General features: G+C 33.8%; 16 protein-coding genes. All 16 read right to left on the bottom strand.

The window, feature by feature from the left end:
• The coding region (locus tag WFZ86_RS19780) for an HYR domain-containing protein (RefSeq protein WP_342693554.1) at positions 1–1,132 on the bottom strand (1,132 nt) is incomplete at its 3' end.
• A gap of 119 nt (positions 1,133–1,251) precedes the next feature.
• Positions 1,252–1,926: a hypothetical protein gene (locus WFZ86_RS19775; protein WP_342693553.1), complete on the bottom strand. Its 675-nt coding sequence runs from the start codon at positions 1,924–1,926 to the stop codon at positions 1,252–1,254.
• Between the two features lie 2 nt (positions 1,927–1,928).
• The gene (locus tag WFZ86_RS19770; protein WP_342693552.1) at positions 1,929–2,321 is read right to left on the bottom strand and encodes a hypothetical protein; all 393 of its coding nucleotides are present in this window, start codon (positions 2,319–2,321) and stop codon (positions 1,929–1,931) included.
• A 332-nt stretch (positions 2,322–2,653) separates the two neighbouring features.
• Positions 2,654–4,981: a TonB-dependent receptor gene (locus WFZ86_RS19765; RefSeq protein WP_342693551.1), complete on the bottom strand. Its 2,328-nt coding sequence runs from the start codon at positions 4,979–4,981 to the stop codon at positions 2,654–2,656.
• Positions 4,982–5,054: 73 nt separating this feature from the next.
• Positions 5,055–5,828 (bottom strand): response regulator transcription factor, encoded by a 774-nt coding sequence (locus tag WFZ86_RS19760; RefSeq protein WP_342693550.1) that lies wholly within the window; start codon positions 5,826–5,828, stop codon positions 5,055–5,057.
• Between the two features lie 100 nt (positions 5,829–5,928).
• Entirely contained in the window at positions 5,929–6,162 is a 234-nt protein-coding gene (locus WFZ86_RS19755) for a DUF7000 family protein (RefSeq protein ID WP_425402889.1), read from the bottom strand.
• Positions 6,163–7,122 (bottom strand): hypothetical protein, encoded by a 960-nt coding sequence (locus tag WFZ86_RS19750; RefSeq protein ID WP_342693548.1) that lies wholly within the window; start codon positions 7,120–7,122, stop codon positions 6,163–6,165.
• A 247-nt stretch (positions 7,123–7,369) separates the two neighbouring features.
• A complete protein-coding gene (locus WFZ86_RS19745; protein WP_342693555.1) occupies positions 7,370–7,516 on the bottom strand; it encodes a hypothetical protein in 147 nt (48 codons plus the stop codon).
• A gap of 134 nt (positions 7,517–7,650) precedes the next feature.
• The gene (locus tag WFZ86_RS19740; RefSeq protein ID WP_342693547.1) at positions 7,651–8,613 is read right to left on the bottom strand and encodes an alpha/beta fold hydrolase; all 963 of its coding nucleotides are present in this window, start codon (positions 8,611–8,613) and stop codon (positions 7,651–7,653) included.
• Positions 8,614–8,694: 81 nt separating this feature from the next.
• A complete protein-coding gene (locus WFZ86_RS19735) occupies positions 8,695–9,384 on the bottom strand; it encodes a helix-turn-helix transcriptional regulator (protein WP_342693546.1) in 690 nt (229 codons plus the stop codon).
• A gap of 122 nt (positions 9,385–9,506) precedes the next feature.
• Complete coding sequence (locus WFZ86_RS19730) at positions 9,507–10,061, bottom strand: GNAT family N-acetyltransferase (RefSeq protein ID WP_342693545.1); 555 nt, start codon at positions 10,059–10,061, stop codon at positions 9,507–9,509.
• Positions 10,062–10,201: 140 nt separating this feature from the next.
• A complete protein-coding gene (locus tag WFZ86_RS19725) occupies positions 10,202–10,438 on the bottom strand; it encodes a DUF3303 domain-containing protein (RefSeq protein WP_110305240.1) in 237 nt (78 codons plus the stop codon).
• Between the two features lie 70 nt (positions 10,439–10,508).
• Positions 10,509–11,450 carry a proline dehydrogenase family protein gene (locus tag WFZ86_RS19720; RefSeq protein ID WP_342693544.1) on the bottom strand — a complete coding sequence of 314 codons (942 nt, stop codon included), beginning with the start codon at positions 11,448–11,450 and terminating at the stop codon, positions 10,509–10,511.
• Positions 11,451–11,497: 47 nt separating this feature from the next.
• A complete protein-coding gene (locus tag WFZ86_RS19715) occupies positions 11,498–13,204 on the bottom strand; it encodes a leucine-rich repeat domain-containing protein (protein WP_342693543.1) in 1,707 nt (568 codons plus the stop codon).
• Positions 13,205–13,224: 20 nt separating this feature from the next.
• Positions 13,225–14,907 carry a hypothetical protein gene (locus WFZ86_RS19710; RefSeq protein ID WP_342693542.1) on the bottom strand — a complete coding sequence of 561 codons (1,683 nt, stop codon included), beginning with the start codon at positions 14,905–14,907 and terminating at the stop codon, positions 13,225–13,227.
• A gap of 825 nt (positions 14,908–15,732) precedes the next feature.
• Positions 15,733–16,635 carry a tetratricopeptide repeat protein gene (locus tag WFZ86_RS19705; RefSeq protein ID WP_342693541.1) on the bottom strand — a complete coding sequence of 301 codons (903 nt, stop codon included), beginning with the start codon at positions 16,633–16,635 and terminating at the stop codon, positions 15,733–15,735.
• Positions 16,636–17,030 lie beyond the last annotated feature (395 nt).

Below are 17,030 nucleotides of genomic sequence, written 5' to 3'. Positions count from 1 at the left end.
TCGTTACAGTCATGCCACTTGTAAAAAAACTTCCTACTGCAGGACTTTGGGTGATTGTTGGTGAAGCAGTACAATCATCAGTTGCGGTAACTAAACTTCTATAATCTGGTAAAACAGAACCACAGGAAAGACTTTGATTTGACGGACAAGTTATTGTAGGTTTGGTCACATCTGCCGAAGCATTCACAACAAAACTGCACGTAGTCGCATTATTAGCAGCGTCTTTTACAGTCATAGTAACCGTCATTCCTGGAACAAAAGTACTTCCTACTCCCGGGCTTTGTGACACTGTCATATTTTCAAGACAATTATCCTTTGCCGTTATTAATCCCCTATAATCTGGTAAAACAGCACCACAAGGTAAAGTTTGAGTACCGGGACAAAATGTAATTACGGGTGGAGTGACATCCGGAGTTGCCATTGTTACTGTAAAATTACAAACGGATCTATTTCCTGATTTGTCAAAATATTCAATTTGAACAGGAATCCCATTATAAAAATCTGAACCTGGTCCAGGGGTCATAACATAATTCAATTGAATGCTACAATCATCATCCAAATTCATCATTGGATCTACAGCATAATTTGGAAGTACATCACCGCAATTTAAAGTCAAACCTGTGGGACAGGTAAAGGTTGGCGGAGTAACATCAGGAGAAGAAGCAGTTACAATAATACTGCATTCATTTTGATTTCCTGCGTCATCGGTGGCTGTAAACTTAATTGTCATTCCGTCATAAAAATCGGATCCTGCCCCTGGCTGTTGTGTAACAGAAATACTTGTGTCTATATCATCTGTAACCGTTAACAGTCCAAAGTAACTTGGAACTAAACTTCCGCAAGCCAATTGCTGATTAGGTGGGCAAATTAATGTTGGCGGTTGAGTGTCTGCCTTTGCTTTTGCCGTTTTTGAAGTGTTTTTTTGTAAAATACTGTATTCCTTTTTTGAAATACTACTAGCTGTTTTATCAGCATTAAGCTGAATAATTCCTTCTATTCTTGAATTAATACTTTTTTTTTCTTGAGTATAACTACTTTGTCCATATGAAACTAAGCTAACTGCGAAGGAAAAAAAAAAAGTAATTGTATAAAATAATCGTGCTTTTGGTACTGAAGTAATATTATTGCTCATTAACTATTTTAATTTCAGATTAAACCTAAAAACGCAAAACTAGCCGTTGAAAAAATCACATCCCTCACTATAAATGATGATTTTCTCTTTCCTATAAAAATAAAATGAATGTTTTTTTGCTACAGTAAATTTTCTACAGCGGTTTTCAATCGCTCTTTCTCTTTAGTCTCAAGGATTGTTGAAGGAGAAAGGATTTCCAGTTGAAGTGTATGTTCGTTTAATATCGTCGTATTGCTTGTTCCAATAGTAATTTGGATATTTTTGATTGCGTTTTGCACCAATTTTTTACCCAATTCATCTGCAGTGAGTGTTTCAAATATGGACGGAAGATACCCAATAGTTCGCAACACATCACTACGAGAGTTTTCAGGAAAAGAGTCAACATCCAATAATAATTGGGTTTTCTCACCAACTATTTTTTCTAATTCGGTTTCACTGTTTTTGATGGCTCGTTTTAGTTCCAAACTTCCCACTATAGCAGTGTTTTCGGGAGCAGCAAAAAACTTTAAATAATGGCTGGGTTCAACAAGTGTAAGAGCCACAACTTGAGTACTGGAGACCAAAGTAATTTCCGATTTTGAATACGAATCCGGAATTCCTAAAATCATCAGTAAATGCTCGTTAGCCGTTTTTCTGGAATGAATTATACTGCCACGAAGCGTGTTTCCTGTATGCAACAATAATTCCAGTTTGGGCAAACTGGAATTATCTTCTGTATTTTGAGCCAAATCAGCGAGTTCTGTAAACCAACTGGAGAAGTCTTTGAACAGATTTTTTTTGTAAGATGCAATCATAACTACAACAATGCTTCTACGTAGTTTGCAATTTGGGAATCGGTTTGAGAACTAAAAGACCCTTGTACCAATTGAACTGTCAATGCTAATGTTTTGTCTTTAAGCTCCATTTTTACATCATCATTATTATCAGAATTGGTCAATTGAATGGTTGACATTTTGTCCTGCAAAGCTTCTTTTCCCATATCATCAGAACATATTTTTTTTACGAATGACTCTAGATCATCAAAAACAATATCTAGTCTTGAAAGCGGATACTGATCATAAGCAGTAAAAGTATCCCAGTTGATATCTACTTTAATATCATAACCAGCTTTGTCTTTTAGTTTTGCTTCAAAAGCAGGAAGTTTTTCTGTTTTAATTGATTCTGCTGTACGTTTTTCGGCTAATCCCATGGGGTAATTTTTTAATTATTAGTTATTTTTTAAACTTTTATAGTGTAAATCTAATCTTGCTTTTTTTAGTAACCCTCACCATAAATGATGATTTTGTATTCGTTATATGGGATATTTTAAAATTACAGCTTGCATTAAAAACGACTCTGCGTTTCCATTTTTCATTAGTATATACAAACAAATGTTTAAATTCTTTGGGCAGTTTTTTCTCTAGATTGTTTATGGTATTGTAATTAGCAAATTTTGTATAAAAAACTTCTTCGGCATCAAATGTAGTGGTGGGTGTTAAATCTGAAAAAAATGTTCCATTGGTTCATCTGTCTATGAATTTGCTAAAACTGAATCTTATAACTTAAATTGGGAATAAATATGGTTTCCCGATGCTCTGTCACTGTTTGGGTTTTGTAGTTGTATTGAAATCCGTAAAACTCTTTAAACATTGTCGCATTTAGTACTTTAAAAGCCCATTCCGATGTTGATTTGGGTTTGTTTTTTCTGTAAATTATGGTGAAGTGTGTTGTAAAAGAAGGACTAATTTGTTTTGAAAATGCTTTATCTTCTTCAAATTCTACTTGCTGGTTGGTCATAGACTTAGCCGCATCTATTGGTGAATATCTGTCGCCCCCTTGATAACTGGTTCTAACATTTAAACCCACTACCTTTTGCTTATCCTTGCCCAATTGCCATTCTTTCCCTGCTAAAAAATTAACTGCAAAATTTCTATTGTATCTCGTATTTCGCCAAGTATTATCTCCTCCCAAATATTGTGAATTGAATAGTGAAACGGTAAACATATAGTAAAATCCGTTGGTCATATATTTATCTAAACTAATGTCAATGCCATAGTTTTTACCTTTACCTGTATTTTCTAATTTGTCATTAAAAAACCAATCGTTTTGTAAATTGATGAATGAAAAAGAACTGCCCTTTACCACAGGAACATTAAATAAGTTTTGGTAATAGGTTTCTATTTTTAAATGTAAGTTTTCAGCGATGCTATAATCATAACCTAATACAAAATGATGTGCTTTTGTGAAATCCATTTCCTTGTTTATAGGATTATTGCCGTAGGCTGAATTTTTTGAAAAGTAATAGTTTATCGGCTCTAATCTACTGTGTAATCCATAAGCTAAGGAAAATGATTGAGATGCATTTATCTGATATTGAGCTCCAAGTCTTGGTTCTATAGTGTATTTATTATTCAATGAAAATAGCTGTGTTGCTATGCCAATATTCATCACCAACTTATCATTAAAGTTTATGGTAGAATTGCTATAGGCATTCAGCAAATTACTGTTTCCGTTTTCATCTACCAATGTTTGTAATGCGGATTGATTTTCCTCTTTTAGTAAAAGATTGTAACGCATATTGGTTGCCGTAAAACCTGTTTTATTCGTATGGTGAGTACCGAATTTTGTATTTATAAAAGTGGATAAAACAATATTTTGGGTGCTGTTTTTAATCTTATTTTCTGGCGTAAAAGTTAGTGCTGTATGCAACTGATTGGTAGTTAAATCTATTCCATTAAAAGAAGTAGCTAAGATAGATTTGATATAACTTTTTTTATTCAAAAAATATTTGTGAGATATACCCATGGCACCCATATACTGTTTTACATCTTGGGTTTGCCTATCTGTAAGAGTTTCCCATTTTGAAATGTCTGTTTCAGCTTCTTGTCCGCTACCATCTAATAAACCAATGCCCCAAAATGAAAATGTACCTGAACTTTTGGTTGGAAAACTTAGCTTGAAAGACAAATCCTGATATTTTACGCCACCACTATTTTTGGGTAATATAGATTGAAGCAAAGACAAAGTAGCATACCTATAATTAAATAGATAAGACGAACGACTATCCTTCTTGATCGGTCCTTCTGATGCTACATCAATACCTGTAAGACCAATTTGAACTGTATTTTCTCTTTTGGTACGGTTGCCCGTTCGCATTGAAATATCAAATACACCTGAAAGGGCATTGTTATATTCTGCTGGGAATGCTCCTGAAAAGAAATCAGAATTTGCCAAACTTTGACTGCTTAAAGCTGATAATCCGCCGCCGCCAAAAGCCGCTAAATCTGCAAAGTGATTTGGATTGGATATTTCAATGCCTTCAAATTTCCATTGTAACGATTTGGGGTTGTTCCCTCTTACAACAATACCGTTATTGTTTACGTTACTACTGACACCTGCAAACGCTGAAACCAAACGGGCGGGATCGTCAAAACCACCAGCATACCGTTTTGCTTCTTCTACACTCAGCATTTTTGCACTCACCGTTGCCATTGGGTTTAAGGCCGCTTCTTTATTTATTCTGGGTTGTACTACAACCTCATCTAAAACAGTTGCTTTCTCTTTTAATACAATGGTTAGCACAGTTTCCTTTGCCGAAATGACTTCCACTTCTTTTTCTATATAAGGTTCGTAACCAATGGCTGTCACCTTAATATCGTATCGCCCAATAGGAATGTTAGCAATAGTAAAGTTCCCCAAGGTATCGGTGGCAGTAACAGTATTTAAAGGAATCACTACTACGTTGGCAAAGGGTATAGGACTGTTAGAGGCATTGTCTAAAACAGTACCACTGATTTTTTGCGTTAGATTTTGGCTAAATAAACTGTTCCAACAGCATAAACAAAAAAAGAAAACAAGTATTTTATACATCTCTACAACGTTTTTTTAACGATGTAAAGCTCTATTTTGTTAATTTCTTTCACAATACTGATTTATCAGTATATTATTCCAATAAGCCAAGTTTGGTTGCAAAAATCACAGCTTCCATAGAGTTGTTTGCCTCTAATTTTGCTAAAAATCTTTGCCTGTGCGTGTTTACTGTATGTACACTTATAGACAGTATTTCAGAGATTTCTTTACTTAATAAGCCTTGTTTTACCAATTGCAGGATTTCCTTTTCTCTTGTGGTAAGCTCGATTTGCGGTTTAGCATTTGCATCATTTAGCGGAATGCTCTTAGCTGTTCTAAAATTCAGTAATTGACTTTTTACACCATCAAAGTTTTCTTGGTTTGGCGAAAAGTCTACTATACTAATAGATAGCCATACATTTCCGAAAGGATCTAACTCTAAAGCTTGATGCTGCTCAATTAGTCTAACATATTCATTTTGAATATTTAATACTCTGTACTCGTTGATGAGCTTATAATTTTTTTTCTCATCTGTAGAAAAATTATTAAACAATTTAAGAGCCGTAATTCCGTTTTTAAAAAGTGTAAGTTTGTCAGCTGGATGAATTTTATCATCTAGAAAATCCTGTCCATGGGTCTTTATAGTTTCTAAATTGTAGCCCAGAAGTTCCGCAAAGTTTAAAGAATAGAACAAATGTTCTTTTCTGTTCAAGTCAAAAATACTCACACCTGAATTACCAATTTTGGATAATAGGATAGCATTATGAATATGTCTGTCGACAATAGCATAATCTAAACTTTTTTCGTCAAATGTTGTAGCCTGTAGCAGTGTAAAATAAATTTGTTGAATATCTTGATGGTCTGTCATTGTTCGTTTTAGGTTTTCAATTTAGTATAACATGCTATTTTGATTTTTTTAATTGTGCAACAAGCACTGTTGTTAGGTGCTGGTTTGTTTTGTCTCCTCATTAGTTCAGTTTACTTTTCTTTATGTCTTGTAAAATCTCATTGGTCACAAGCACTAATTTTTCTTCAATTTGCCTTGTTAGTTTATCCAAGTCGTTAAAGTCTGGTTTTTCAATTAAAGTAGTTTCAAGTATAGCGTATTGAGGTCGTGTCATTCTGTGTTTATTCCACTTTGTCGATTTAAAATACTCCCAATACTTTTCTTGAAGCGGAATGGTTTGCCCTAAAAGCCAAATTTAGCTGTTGCCTTTTTCTTCGTTGTTTTGTTTTTCTAAAATTTCGTTGTACCGTTGGTTTCGTTCGTCAAATGATTTAATTATTCCAATGACGGAGCCATTTTTTGAAAGTAAATAATTAAACTCCCAACAATCATTATCATTATAAACAAATTGTATTTTTTCGGGTTCAAGATTTATTAGCAGTTCCATTTTATCCGCAATAGTTTGTAATTTTTCCTTTGTCAAAGAATTTAAAACTCTGTCAGCTTTGTGCGTGGTAATTACTAATTCAATATTACATTCTGTGTTGGGATATGAAATAACAAAACTCTTTGGTCGGTTAGAAGGTCTAACTTTCTTTATCGTTTCTATTGTAAGTTTGGAAACAAGTTTATAAAATTGTGCCAAATCCTCACCAATAGCTTCTCCAATTTTTTCTGGAATTTTTGTTTTAATAATTCCAAGTGTAGTTGCTAATATTTTTGTAATTGTTATTATCGTTTCTGGGTCTGGCAATTCTGATTTCCTTCCAAAAAAGTTTGTTTCAAATTCTAAATCAGATTCTTGTCTAACTGCATTGTGTATTTCAATTATTTCATTATGTGTTTCAAAATTTGCAGGGTCTGTCGCAATAGATATTTTTTCAATTTCATTGTCCCCACATTCAATAAACGGGTATTCTCCTTCACTAAAAGACTCTTTTAGAAGTTTAGTTCCGTCTTTAAGTGTTATAAATTCTTGTTTGTCAAAATAGACCATTTCAGCAGTTAAGTAGTAATGTTCATCTTGACCTTTGGATATTTCACCATTCATAATTGCTCCAAAAGGAGGATAAGTTCTTACATGTTCTAAACCTAATCTTGGCTTTCTGTCACCATTAAGTTGAGGCAACATACTTTCGAGAGCACTTTTTGCCATAACATATCCTTGACTATCGAGATGTGTTGAACTAACTACGTATTTATCTTTTCTAATCATTTTATTGTTTAAAGATTCGGTTTTTCTGAAGGTTGCAGCTAACACCCAAATATACGCAACTCCAACTTATTTTGCGCAATGTGTGTTCTTCAATTAAATTAATACAGAAAAGAGAATTTACTTCGCTTTTCGTTTGTTTTAGCCAATATACTAAATAAAAAAACACCCTACTTACGGAAAACCGTAAACTGGTGTTTTAGTATCAAGTTTTAAAATCGAAACCAACTGTAGTTGTTCTTGTAGTGCGCTAAATTATGATCAATACAAAAGGGATTACAAAATCATTTTCATCGGTTAGGTACTGTAAGTGTTTAGGTTTGAGATTTTGTCCTACAGATTCTACCACTTCGTCAATTCGACTTTGGCGGGTTTCTTGTCGTTTGGCAAGGACAATCCAACTTCATGAAGGAATGGTAGATTTTTTTGTGTACTAAATAAGCCAAACGGATGGTTTGGACTGATGATTTTTTTCTAACCATTGTCTCCATTCTGTTTGGCTTTTAGGGCAATATGTTGCTACTTCTTTAATTAATCCTTTTGTTGTTCAAGCCAATTTAAAATTGCCTGAGTTGTTTCCTCTGGCTTTTCTTGCTGAATCCAATGACCACAATCCAAACTGACAATATGTAAGTTAGGAACGATATTCTTTAGATTTTCAGACTTTGGAATCATATCCTGCTCACCATATATCATAAGTGTCGGTTGATGAAAAATTGGGGGTACGTCTGCCATAAAGCGCCAGTTTCTATCAAGGTTTCTGTACCAATTTATACTTCCTGTAAACCCTGATGATGTAAAGGCAGCAACAAATACAGATAGTTCGTTGTCGTTCATTAAGGGTTTACCAAGTGGTTTTTTGGCTCTGGCAAGATTTATCATTAACATTCCTGGCTCTGGTGGTGTGGGAGGTAGGTTTTTGCGGAATATGTTATTCAGGAATTGCGATGTGTTTTCATTCATTATAGCATCTGCAACACCTGCTTGTCTATTGAAATGAACAAAATAGAAGTCTCCTCCCAATATAGTTTCCATAAACTCAATCCATGGTTGATCTCCACGCTCTTGATAAGGCAACGCCAGATTTATTATTTTATTTACCCGTTTAGGATGCAATAGAGCCAAGTTCCAAACCACATTTGCACCCCAGTCATGCCCAACAAAGGTGGCATCCTTGTAACCAAAATGGTCGAGTAGTGCGATTAGGTCACCTGTCAAGTGTTCAATGTCATAATGGGTTACTTCGGTTGGACGAGATGAATTGCCATAACCTCTCTGGTTTGGCATGATTACGTGATAGCCCGCTGCTACAAACGGTTGAACCTGATAACGCCAAGAAAAAGCAAGTTCTGGAAAGCCGTGACAGAGTACAATGGGCTTCCCAGCATTTTGTTTACCGGCTTCAAAGACTTCTAGTACTACACCATTTACTGAAATCAAGGAAGGCTTTGGAAATTCGTTTGGATTAAATCCTGCGTTCGTTACGTTTGTCATTTATATTTCTTTTAAAGATTTATTAATGATGCAAACTTATTTCTACTATGCGACAGCCTTATGTCAGGGGTCCAAAATAAATTAATGGTATTTTTCAAAATACTCTTGTAAGGTCATTTTGTGAGGTTCAAATTTGTCATCAAGAATTTCTAACTTATTAATTCTGTCTAAACGGAAAAAACGAAATTCTTTTCTTAATTGACAAAAGGCAACCAACAACCAATTTTCGGTGCTTAGTAACGCAAATGGTTCAATGTTTCGGGTTGAGGTCTTGTTTTGTTCGTTGGTGTATTCAATTTTTGCGATGCGAAAATTTGTCAAAGCAAATTGCAAGTCAGATAAACTGCAGCTGTTTCTTTCCCGAAGGTTATTTTGGTCAAATCGTACTCGTTCTGAAAGTAAGTTCGCTTTGTCTTGTATGTGGTATTTTAATACGGCTTTTACTTTTTCAACGGCTTCGGTATAGTCTTTAATGAAGGATGTGTCTTTGTTTTGCAGCACCAACTGTTCTGCGGTAATTAACGCATTTGCTTGAACTTCTGTAAACATTACAGGTGGTACCCTATAACCTTCCATTAGTGAATAGCCTTTTCCTTCTTCTGTGATTATTGGAACTCCTGCTTGTTCCAAAGTTCTGATGTCTCGATAGATTGTCCTACTACTCACGTTGAACTTTTCGGCAAGTTTTGTCGCAGTCAAAAGTCGTTTCGTTTGTAATTGCGTAAGAATTGCCGTCAGTCTTGAAAGTCGTTTTGTATCGTTGTCGTTCATTTATTATGTCTAACTGTTAATGTTTGCAGGGTTGCTTTTGGCATTACGGCTAACGGCAGTTTGTTTCAAAACCTTCATTTTTAATTTTTATATTGGTACTCCTAATCTTTTGAAAATCTTAACTATGCCTTTGTGTTTTGAATGTACCATTCCTTTTTCGATATTTGATATTCAAAATGCAATATTTTTTCCCCGTAATGATCAAAATCGACTTCATCAATTTTTGAAGCCCCGATTTTTATTGTTGCTAATTGAGAACGAATATTAGCTGAGCCAATGTGAAAATAAATTTTATCTACATATTGAAATGCGTATTCTATGAGCAATCTTTTAGCAGATTTATTATATGCACCGCCCCAATATTGTCTTGACAAGAATGTATACCCAATTGCGATACTTGAATTTTGTGGATTATAATCGTAATAGCGAGTTGAACCTATAATTTTGTCTGTTAATTTGTCCATAATTAAAAAGGCAGTTTTCCCTTCTATTGCTCCTTCAAAATAGAGTTGAAATACTTCTTTTTTATATCTATCATGTGTGGGATGTTGTTCCCAAATTAACGGGTCAGAGGCAACTTCAAACAATCTATCAAAATCGGTCTCTATTAAAGGTACGATTTTTAAAATAGTATCTTCAAGTAGTTCAGGCTGCCAATTTTTTGTATTACTATTCATATTTAACTTTTAGTTTATTTATGAGATATTCGATTGCGAAATCCGTGTATAATTTAGTTTATATTTTTCAATTGATTGAAAATCAGTTTTTGTTATTGCTTTTGTGGCTTCAATTGTTGCTGCATTGCTTTTTATTTAATTCAGTCAATCGGGAAAACTTCAAAATCGGTATATTCTTTCCAATGATTAATCCATAAATCAAAGAGTTCTGGATTATTGGTTTCCATTAGCTGAAAACAAATATTTTGCTCCTTATTGACCCAAGAATTTAAATAGTAAAGCCCTTCGGGAAGCATTCTACCTTTTCTATTCCATAATTCATTATTCTTTTCGAAACAATTCGGTTTGAACTTTTCAACAACCATATATTTTTTCATATTTTTTTAAAAGGTTTGCCAAACGGCGATTAGCGGTTTGTTGTTTTTATACTTTTTTACTAACGGTTAATTACTCCATAATATCGATAATGAATTGAAATAAATTATCTGGATTTTCAGCAATACGATTACACAAGTATAGGTACCATTCTTTTCCATAAACAATATACTGTCGACAAGGATGACCTTCTTGTTGAAGCCCTTTTAATAGATCTTCTTGTATTCCATAAAGCATTTCAAATTCATAATTTGTTTTTGGGATATTGTATTTGTCTATTAATTGCTTTACACTATTTTGAATCTTGTCGTGATGTGTAGCAATAGAACATTTGCGTTTTTCTAATAAAAGCTTTTCAACAATATTAATGTATTGCTTGTCTAAATTTTCTCCTCGACTCAATGAATGCCCTTCTGGTGTAGCAAAAGCACCTTTTACAACTCTAATTTTCCCTTGGGTTTCTCTTAAAATTCGTTCTAAATCATCTAAAGTTCTATGTAAATATGCCTGAATTGTGATTCCTATATTTGGATAAATTGGCGAAATCTCACAAAAAATATCTAGAATTTTATCGGTTCTTTCTATTCCTTCTGCACTAATGATTATCTCTATAGTGCTGTTTTTAGTAGCATCAGCTAATACTTTAAAATTGTCAAGTGCTAATTGCTTATCAATTTCTAATCCAATATGGGATAAATCTAATGAAACTATTGCATTCAGTTTCTCTTTTTTTATTGTATCAATTATTTTTATAAATTCTTGTGTTACTTCTTTGGATTCGTTGATGGAGTGAACACTTTCTCCCATAAATTCTATAGAAGTTTGAAATTGTTCAGAATTTGATTTTTTAACAGTTAGGATAGTTTCTTCTAAGTTTTCGCCTCCAATGTATCTTTTTGCTCCTTTTAAAAGTAATTTAAACAAAATTGGATTTTGAAGTAAATAGTGTTTTGCGGTTTCATTTAATGCAGCGTTTTTTAGCGCTTTACTCGCATCAATTTTTAATTTATCCATGTGTAGTAATTGAGATTATATTTTTTTAAATTTAACTAATTCTCCTATCAAAAATGACTTTGTGCTTTCATTTTTTGATTAGTAAATTCAAACAAATGCTTAAATTCTTTGGGTAGTTTCTTCTCTAGGTTGTTACTATCATCAATGTATAGTTTTGTCATTCCAATCATTGATTCCGGTAAGGTAGTTACTTCGGTCAAAGTTAAACTAAGGTATTCCAATTGCTCCAATTGGTTGATATTGGTGGGCAGACTATAAATTTTATTGGCTCCTATATGCAAGCGCTTTAATTTTTTTAGAGCTAAAAGAACAGCTGGAAATTCGGTTAATTTATTCGAGAAAAAATTCACATCTGTTAGCTCCTTTAGTTGTCCCAATTGAGGCGATATTTTCTGAATGCCACAGTTTTCCATACTCAACTCCTGAAGTTTAGGAAGATTCGAAATAGCGTCTGGAATTTCAAGTATTGGTGCTTTTATTTCTAAACGGATGAGATTTTTTAATCGTAGTAATTCTAGAAACCATTCGCTACTATTTTCATCATAAATTTTCAGCGATTTTGTACCTTCAGGATTCAATAATGCTTCTTGGAGCGTAATAGGTAATGTGTTGAAATATTTTTCGGTCATATCTGAAGGAATATCCGCCGACGGATTGCTATTGGTACTAGGTCGCACCACAAACACACCGCCACCCAAACGGTTGTCGCCGCAATTTTGTACCGATTCCATAAAGACCAATGAACTCTTGGAACGCACATTTGAAGGCAATTGAAAAGTACGAAGCCCTAAATTATAGGCAATTCCAAACTTTTCGACATTCAAAATTTTGATTCTAAAAGTTTCTTTTTGGGTTTTAAAACGCACATAGACTGTGCCCGAAGCTTCGCCCGGAGTATAAATTGGAATCCCAGCTAGTTTCATAATTCTTCGCCAGCCAGACGAATAGGTGTTTATGTATTTTGTGATCGTAAACTCCCGAAACAAGCCTATTCGCCAATGCACAAAAGGATGGGTGTTCGTGGTTTCGAGCGGAATCATTCCTAGTGAAGGTTCCGACTGTGGGAAGGTTTCTTTTTTTGAAATATCTGGCAGATAATAATCCTCTCGACTATTAGTCTTATCGTTTTCTTGAAAACGACAAATCATGCGACTGTCTCTTACTCCCGAAAGCAAAATTTCTAGTTTCCCTTGACGTTTGAAAATAACACCTGCTTCATGAATTTGGTCACCCATAAGCCGAAGATTAATAAATTCGATATACTCGGATGAGGTGTATAATTCTATAAAAAGTTTTTCGAAATCTCTGGCTCCCAAATCCAGATTTGAATTGTGTATTTGCCTGTATGGGAGCGCTTCTGTTTTTCCAGTTTCTAGTAACGGAATGTAGGAAGTGGGTCCATAAAAACAACCACTTCTGCTAGAAAAAGAAAAAGGCGTTTCGAAAGCTACAATACTACTACCATTTTCATCTAGTAGCGAATAGGCTTTTCCATAGGGTTTAATTTCTCTTTCAGATACTCTAAAAGATCCTGTTTCGTCTAGACTTGAATAAACTATGTATTGCTTTGTGGATGGAATGTAAAAGTAACGTGGATAATACACACGCCCACGAAGCACAGGAGCCAATTGATACTTTTTCGATTGGCTTACAATCGTATTGCGAAATAGGTATTTGTATTTTGAGCTATTTTGGGCTTTTGCTACCAAAATGCCAATTAAAAATACTGAGACGAGTATATATAGTGTTGTCATTTTTAATACTAAGTTGCTTTTTATGCTTCGCAATAATCACTGTACCATTCATACAATGCCTTTGAAACAGATTTCATCTTCTGCTTTAATTCTTTGGTGGTATAGGTTTCTTCTAAATACGGAATAAGATTTTCACGATTAAATACATCATGATCCATATCGATAGCAGAAAGGTATTGGAAGGTTATCTCTAAATAGGCTTCTCCTTTTTTTGCCAATTCAAATGCTGCATAACAAAGTGCAGTTTCTTCTGAATTGCGATAGAGATATTTAGCCTTCGGATAGAGAATGAATTTTTCAATAATTGTCTTGATACGTTCTGGAGCACATACTACCGCTTTGGCAAAAAAATCGGGTTCTTGCCAGGTTTGTCCTTTGGTATCATTTATGGTAAAAATCAATGTGGAACCCATTCCAGAGGCGTTTATATCTGAAACTATTTTTTCTATTTGACTCAATGCGCTTATGATACTTTCATTAACCGAAAGATTTTCTACCTCAATTTGAATTTGGTCTCTCTTCTTAATTTCTTGACTTTTTTCTACAGAGTAACTCATTTGGTAAATTTCGTCTAAACTTGTTTTTTCTAGCTCCAAGGCTATTGGCGTTTCAATATCAGAATGATCCAGGTTTGGCATTGCCGTTTTGTAAAAATCCGTGTGTTCTGCCAGTATAATGGTCAAACTGTCGATGTGGTAAAGGTGTGAATGAAAATAAGCATCTTTAAACATTCCTGTTCCAGAAGAATTGGATCGGGAAGAGGTAACCAAAAGTGGCGACAAGCTAAAATCGGAACTTAATTTTCGCAAAATTCCACTTCGCCAACACAACCAAATACCATCCGAAACGACTTTAATTGTAGTCAGATTTTCGTAATATTCTCTTAAAGCAGTAGAATAATCTTTATTTCTTTCGGATGCGAGAAATAGTGTTGCCATTTGTTCACATTCATACAGACTACACCCCAATTGATTTTTCGAAAAATCCCTAACCGATACAAGATGTGTCATCTCAAAAGTATTGAGGTCAAACATAACAATTCTAAACTCAAAAAGCACCTCATCCAAAGCATTGGCTTTAGTCACAACATCTTCATAAGCAGGCATGATACCCCTGTTATTTGCTCTATCGATAACTGGTTTAAATTCACCAAATGAAAATTGTGGTGCATAAGGAAGTTCAAATTGTTCCACAGTTCTGGTTTTTAGATCCAGTACAGAATAAAAATGATTGTATGTCTTACTGTCGTTTACACGTTCCCAATCGTGTTTGTAAAACAATAAAGTACCATCCTTTCTTATATCTAGTGATTTACCGTATACATAGTCGGGCAGTTCTAAAACTTCAACTTGGAAGCTATCAAGATCGAAAATTGCCAAATACCTCTGGCTAGAATCTTGGCTAAAAGCTACGTATAATTTGGATTTATCTAAAGACAAAATCGCACTTGTGTTAACTTTTCCATTGAGCTTATAATCTAATAAATGCTCTTTTGTACTCGCATCATAGGCACGAACCCAACCATCCCAGTTGACAACAGCAAACTTTGTTTGTGTATAAAATTTGCTAAAAACAATGGGTTCATCATCGCCTTTTAGAGGAAAATTCCAGTCATTTACATAACCATTTCCTTCAGCTTTGAAAATCATTACATGGTTAACACCTTCTTGCTCGATGAGAATTCTATATGCTTCTTGTTCCATTAGTCTTATAATCTTTAGATTAACATTTTGACAAATTTTAATAGTACTGAAATAAATATCAGCAGTGGTAAAAAGTAACCTGGCAACAAAATTATCATGCCCCCATCTCCATTATAAGGTTTTCCATAACGGCTACAAATATAAATTAGCACACACCAGAATATAAAAAAAACAATTGATGCTAAAAACCAATGCAGTATAAAATACCTATAATTATCTGTAAATAAAGAGAGCATAAAGTTGCTAATCAAACTACCAACAAACATATAGGATCCATAGCTTATTATACTTGTTTCTGAAAATAGGGAAACCAACATTACTACTGTCAGCAAAACACATAAAATTAACAACTGATAATAACCAAAATACTCGTTGGTAAAAAAAGCTATTTCAAAACTTTTCATAGTTTTTACTTATTATAAAATTCACTTGATTTAAATTCTCAATTCATGTCACATTAATTTTCCTTATAAATCTTTATTGACCAAATGTATAGGTATTGATTTTTTCTCACATCCCTATTTATAATGATTTTTGTGACTGTCCGTATCTCATATCAAGAGGCTGAATATTGCGAATAACCATTCGGCTTTGCGTGAAATTTGGCTCGCAAATACGCAGAGATGCAAAGAACTGAAGGAGTAAGTTTGTAACTAACTTTCAAAAAAATAATTTATACTATGAAATGGTACTTGTTACGGATAGTCATAATGATTTTTGTTAATTTCTAAAATAGTATATCTAGTTTCTGTTTTTGAAATATTGGGCAAAGAATAATACTCACTACTATTAGTCATTTCGTTTTTTTGAAAACAACGAATCATTCTATTGCGTATATTCTTCTCTCATTTTTACAAAATCATGGGTTCCCTTACTTTCTAAAATAAGATTCAGTGTTTCAGATTCATACCCTAATTTTCTGGATTTTTCTGCATACTCCATTGCTTTTTTAGGGTTTTTCAATTTGCAATACATTTCAGCTAGATTACATGCGTACAATCCCTCTTTTGGATAGACATCTATCGCTTTTTCAAAATAGGTTTTGGATTCTTCATAGCGTAATTCCTCATCCAACAAACATCCATAATTATTATAGATATGAGCTAATGCTGCTGGCTCGTGTTTTGTTTTTTCAATAAAATAATCCTTTTTGGCATAACAGGCTTCAAATCCTTCTTTATAACACAATAGTCGGGATTCAAGAAAATACGCATAACCATACCTTGGATCTAATGTTAATAGGGCATTGCATTTTTCTTGAGCTAAAGCATATTTTTTTTCCCCAACCAATGCCCAAGCTTCTTTCAAAAGGGTGCGTTTTGTTTCGTCTTCGATTACATCAAGTAAATGATCCTGCATACTTTGTTTGTGGTTTTTATCAATTTGCATCTCCCAATTTGTAAACACCACCGATTTTTTATTTGAGATAAGTAAAAATTTCAAGTCGGTTTTTTTTAATGAATTTTCAAAAACAAGGTCAAACAAAACAGGACTTTCTTCATTTCCATCGGTTAGCTTTTGAATACATTGATAGAGTTTTTGGTAATTAATTCGTAAAGTTAGCCAACAGTATAAATAATCGCCTCTATAAACGATTTCTAGTCTTTTTGGTAAAAATCGGAACATAGGTAATTCTAGGTTTTCATTTTTATACTCTTTAAAAGAAACATCCAATACTTCCAAATAATTATTGCCTTCAAGACCCGATAGGGTCATACTCCAGAGCATCAATTTGTTTTTTATTAAAAAGCGCTCCTGGATTCCCCCTGAAGTTTTAATTTTTTCTATCAACCCTGAAAAAGCTTTTGGGTCGCTATAATATTCGTGTGAAAGTCGATGGAACTCTATTTTTTCATTTCGTTGCTCTTCTGAAATAACAGTAGGAATACTTTCAGGAAGTTCAATTAAAACCTCATCCTCATTAAAAAGACGAATTCCGCCATTTTTATGAATGTGTAAATTGAGTTTCTTGGTTTTCTTACCTCTTAAAGTAGCAGTAACTATTCAGCCTATTCAAAAAAACATAGTTATGAACAATTTGACTTTCTGTTTTTAGAAAAACAGCTTTATTATGAACACTTGTTCATTACTAATTAACAACTATCTGCTTTGTTTTCTTTACT

The organism is Flavobacterium polysaccharolyticum, assembly GCF_038739875.1.
GTDB classification, from domain to species: Bacteria; Bacteroidota; Bacteroidia; order Flavobacteriales; family Flavobacteriaceae; genus Flavobacterium; species Flavobacterium polysaccharolyticum.
The sequence above is the reverse complement of the archived record's forward strand: the minus strand, read 5'-3'. Positions and strand labels throughout refer to the sequence as shown.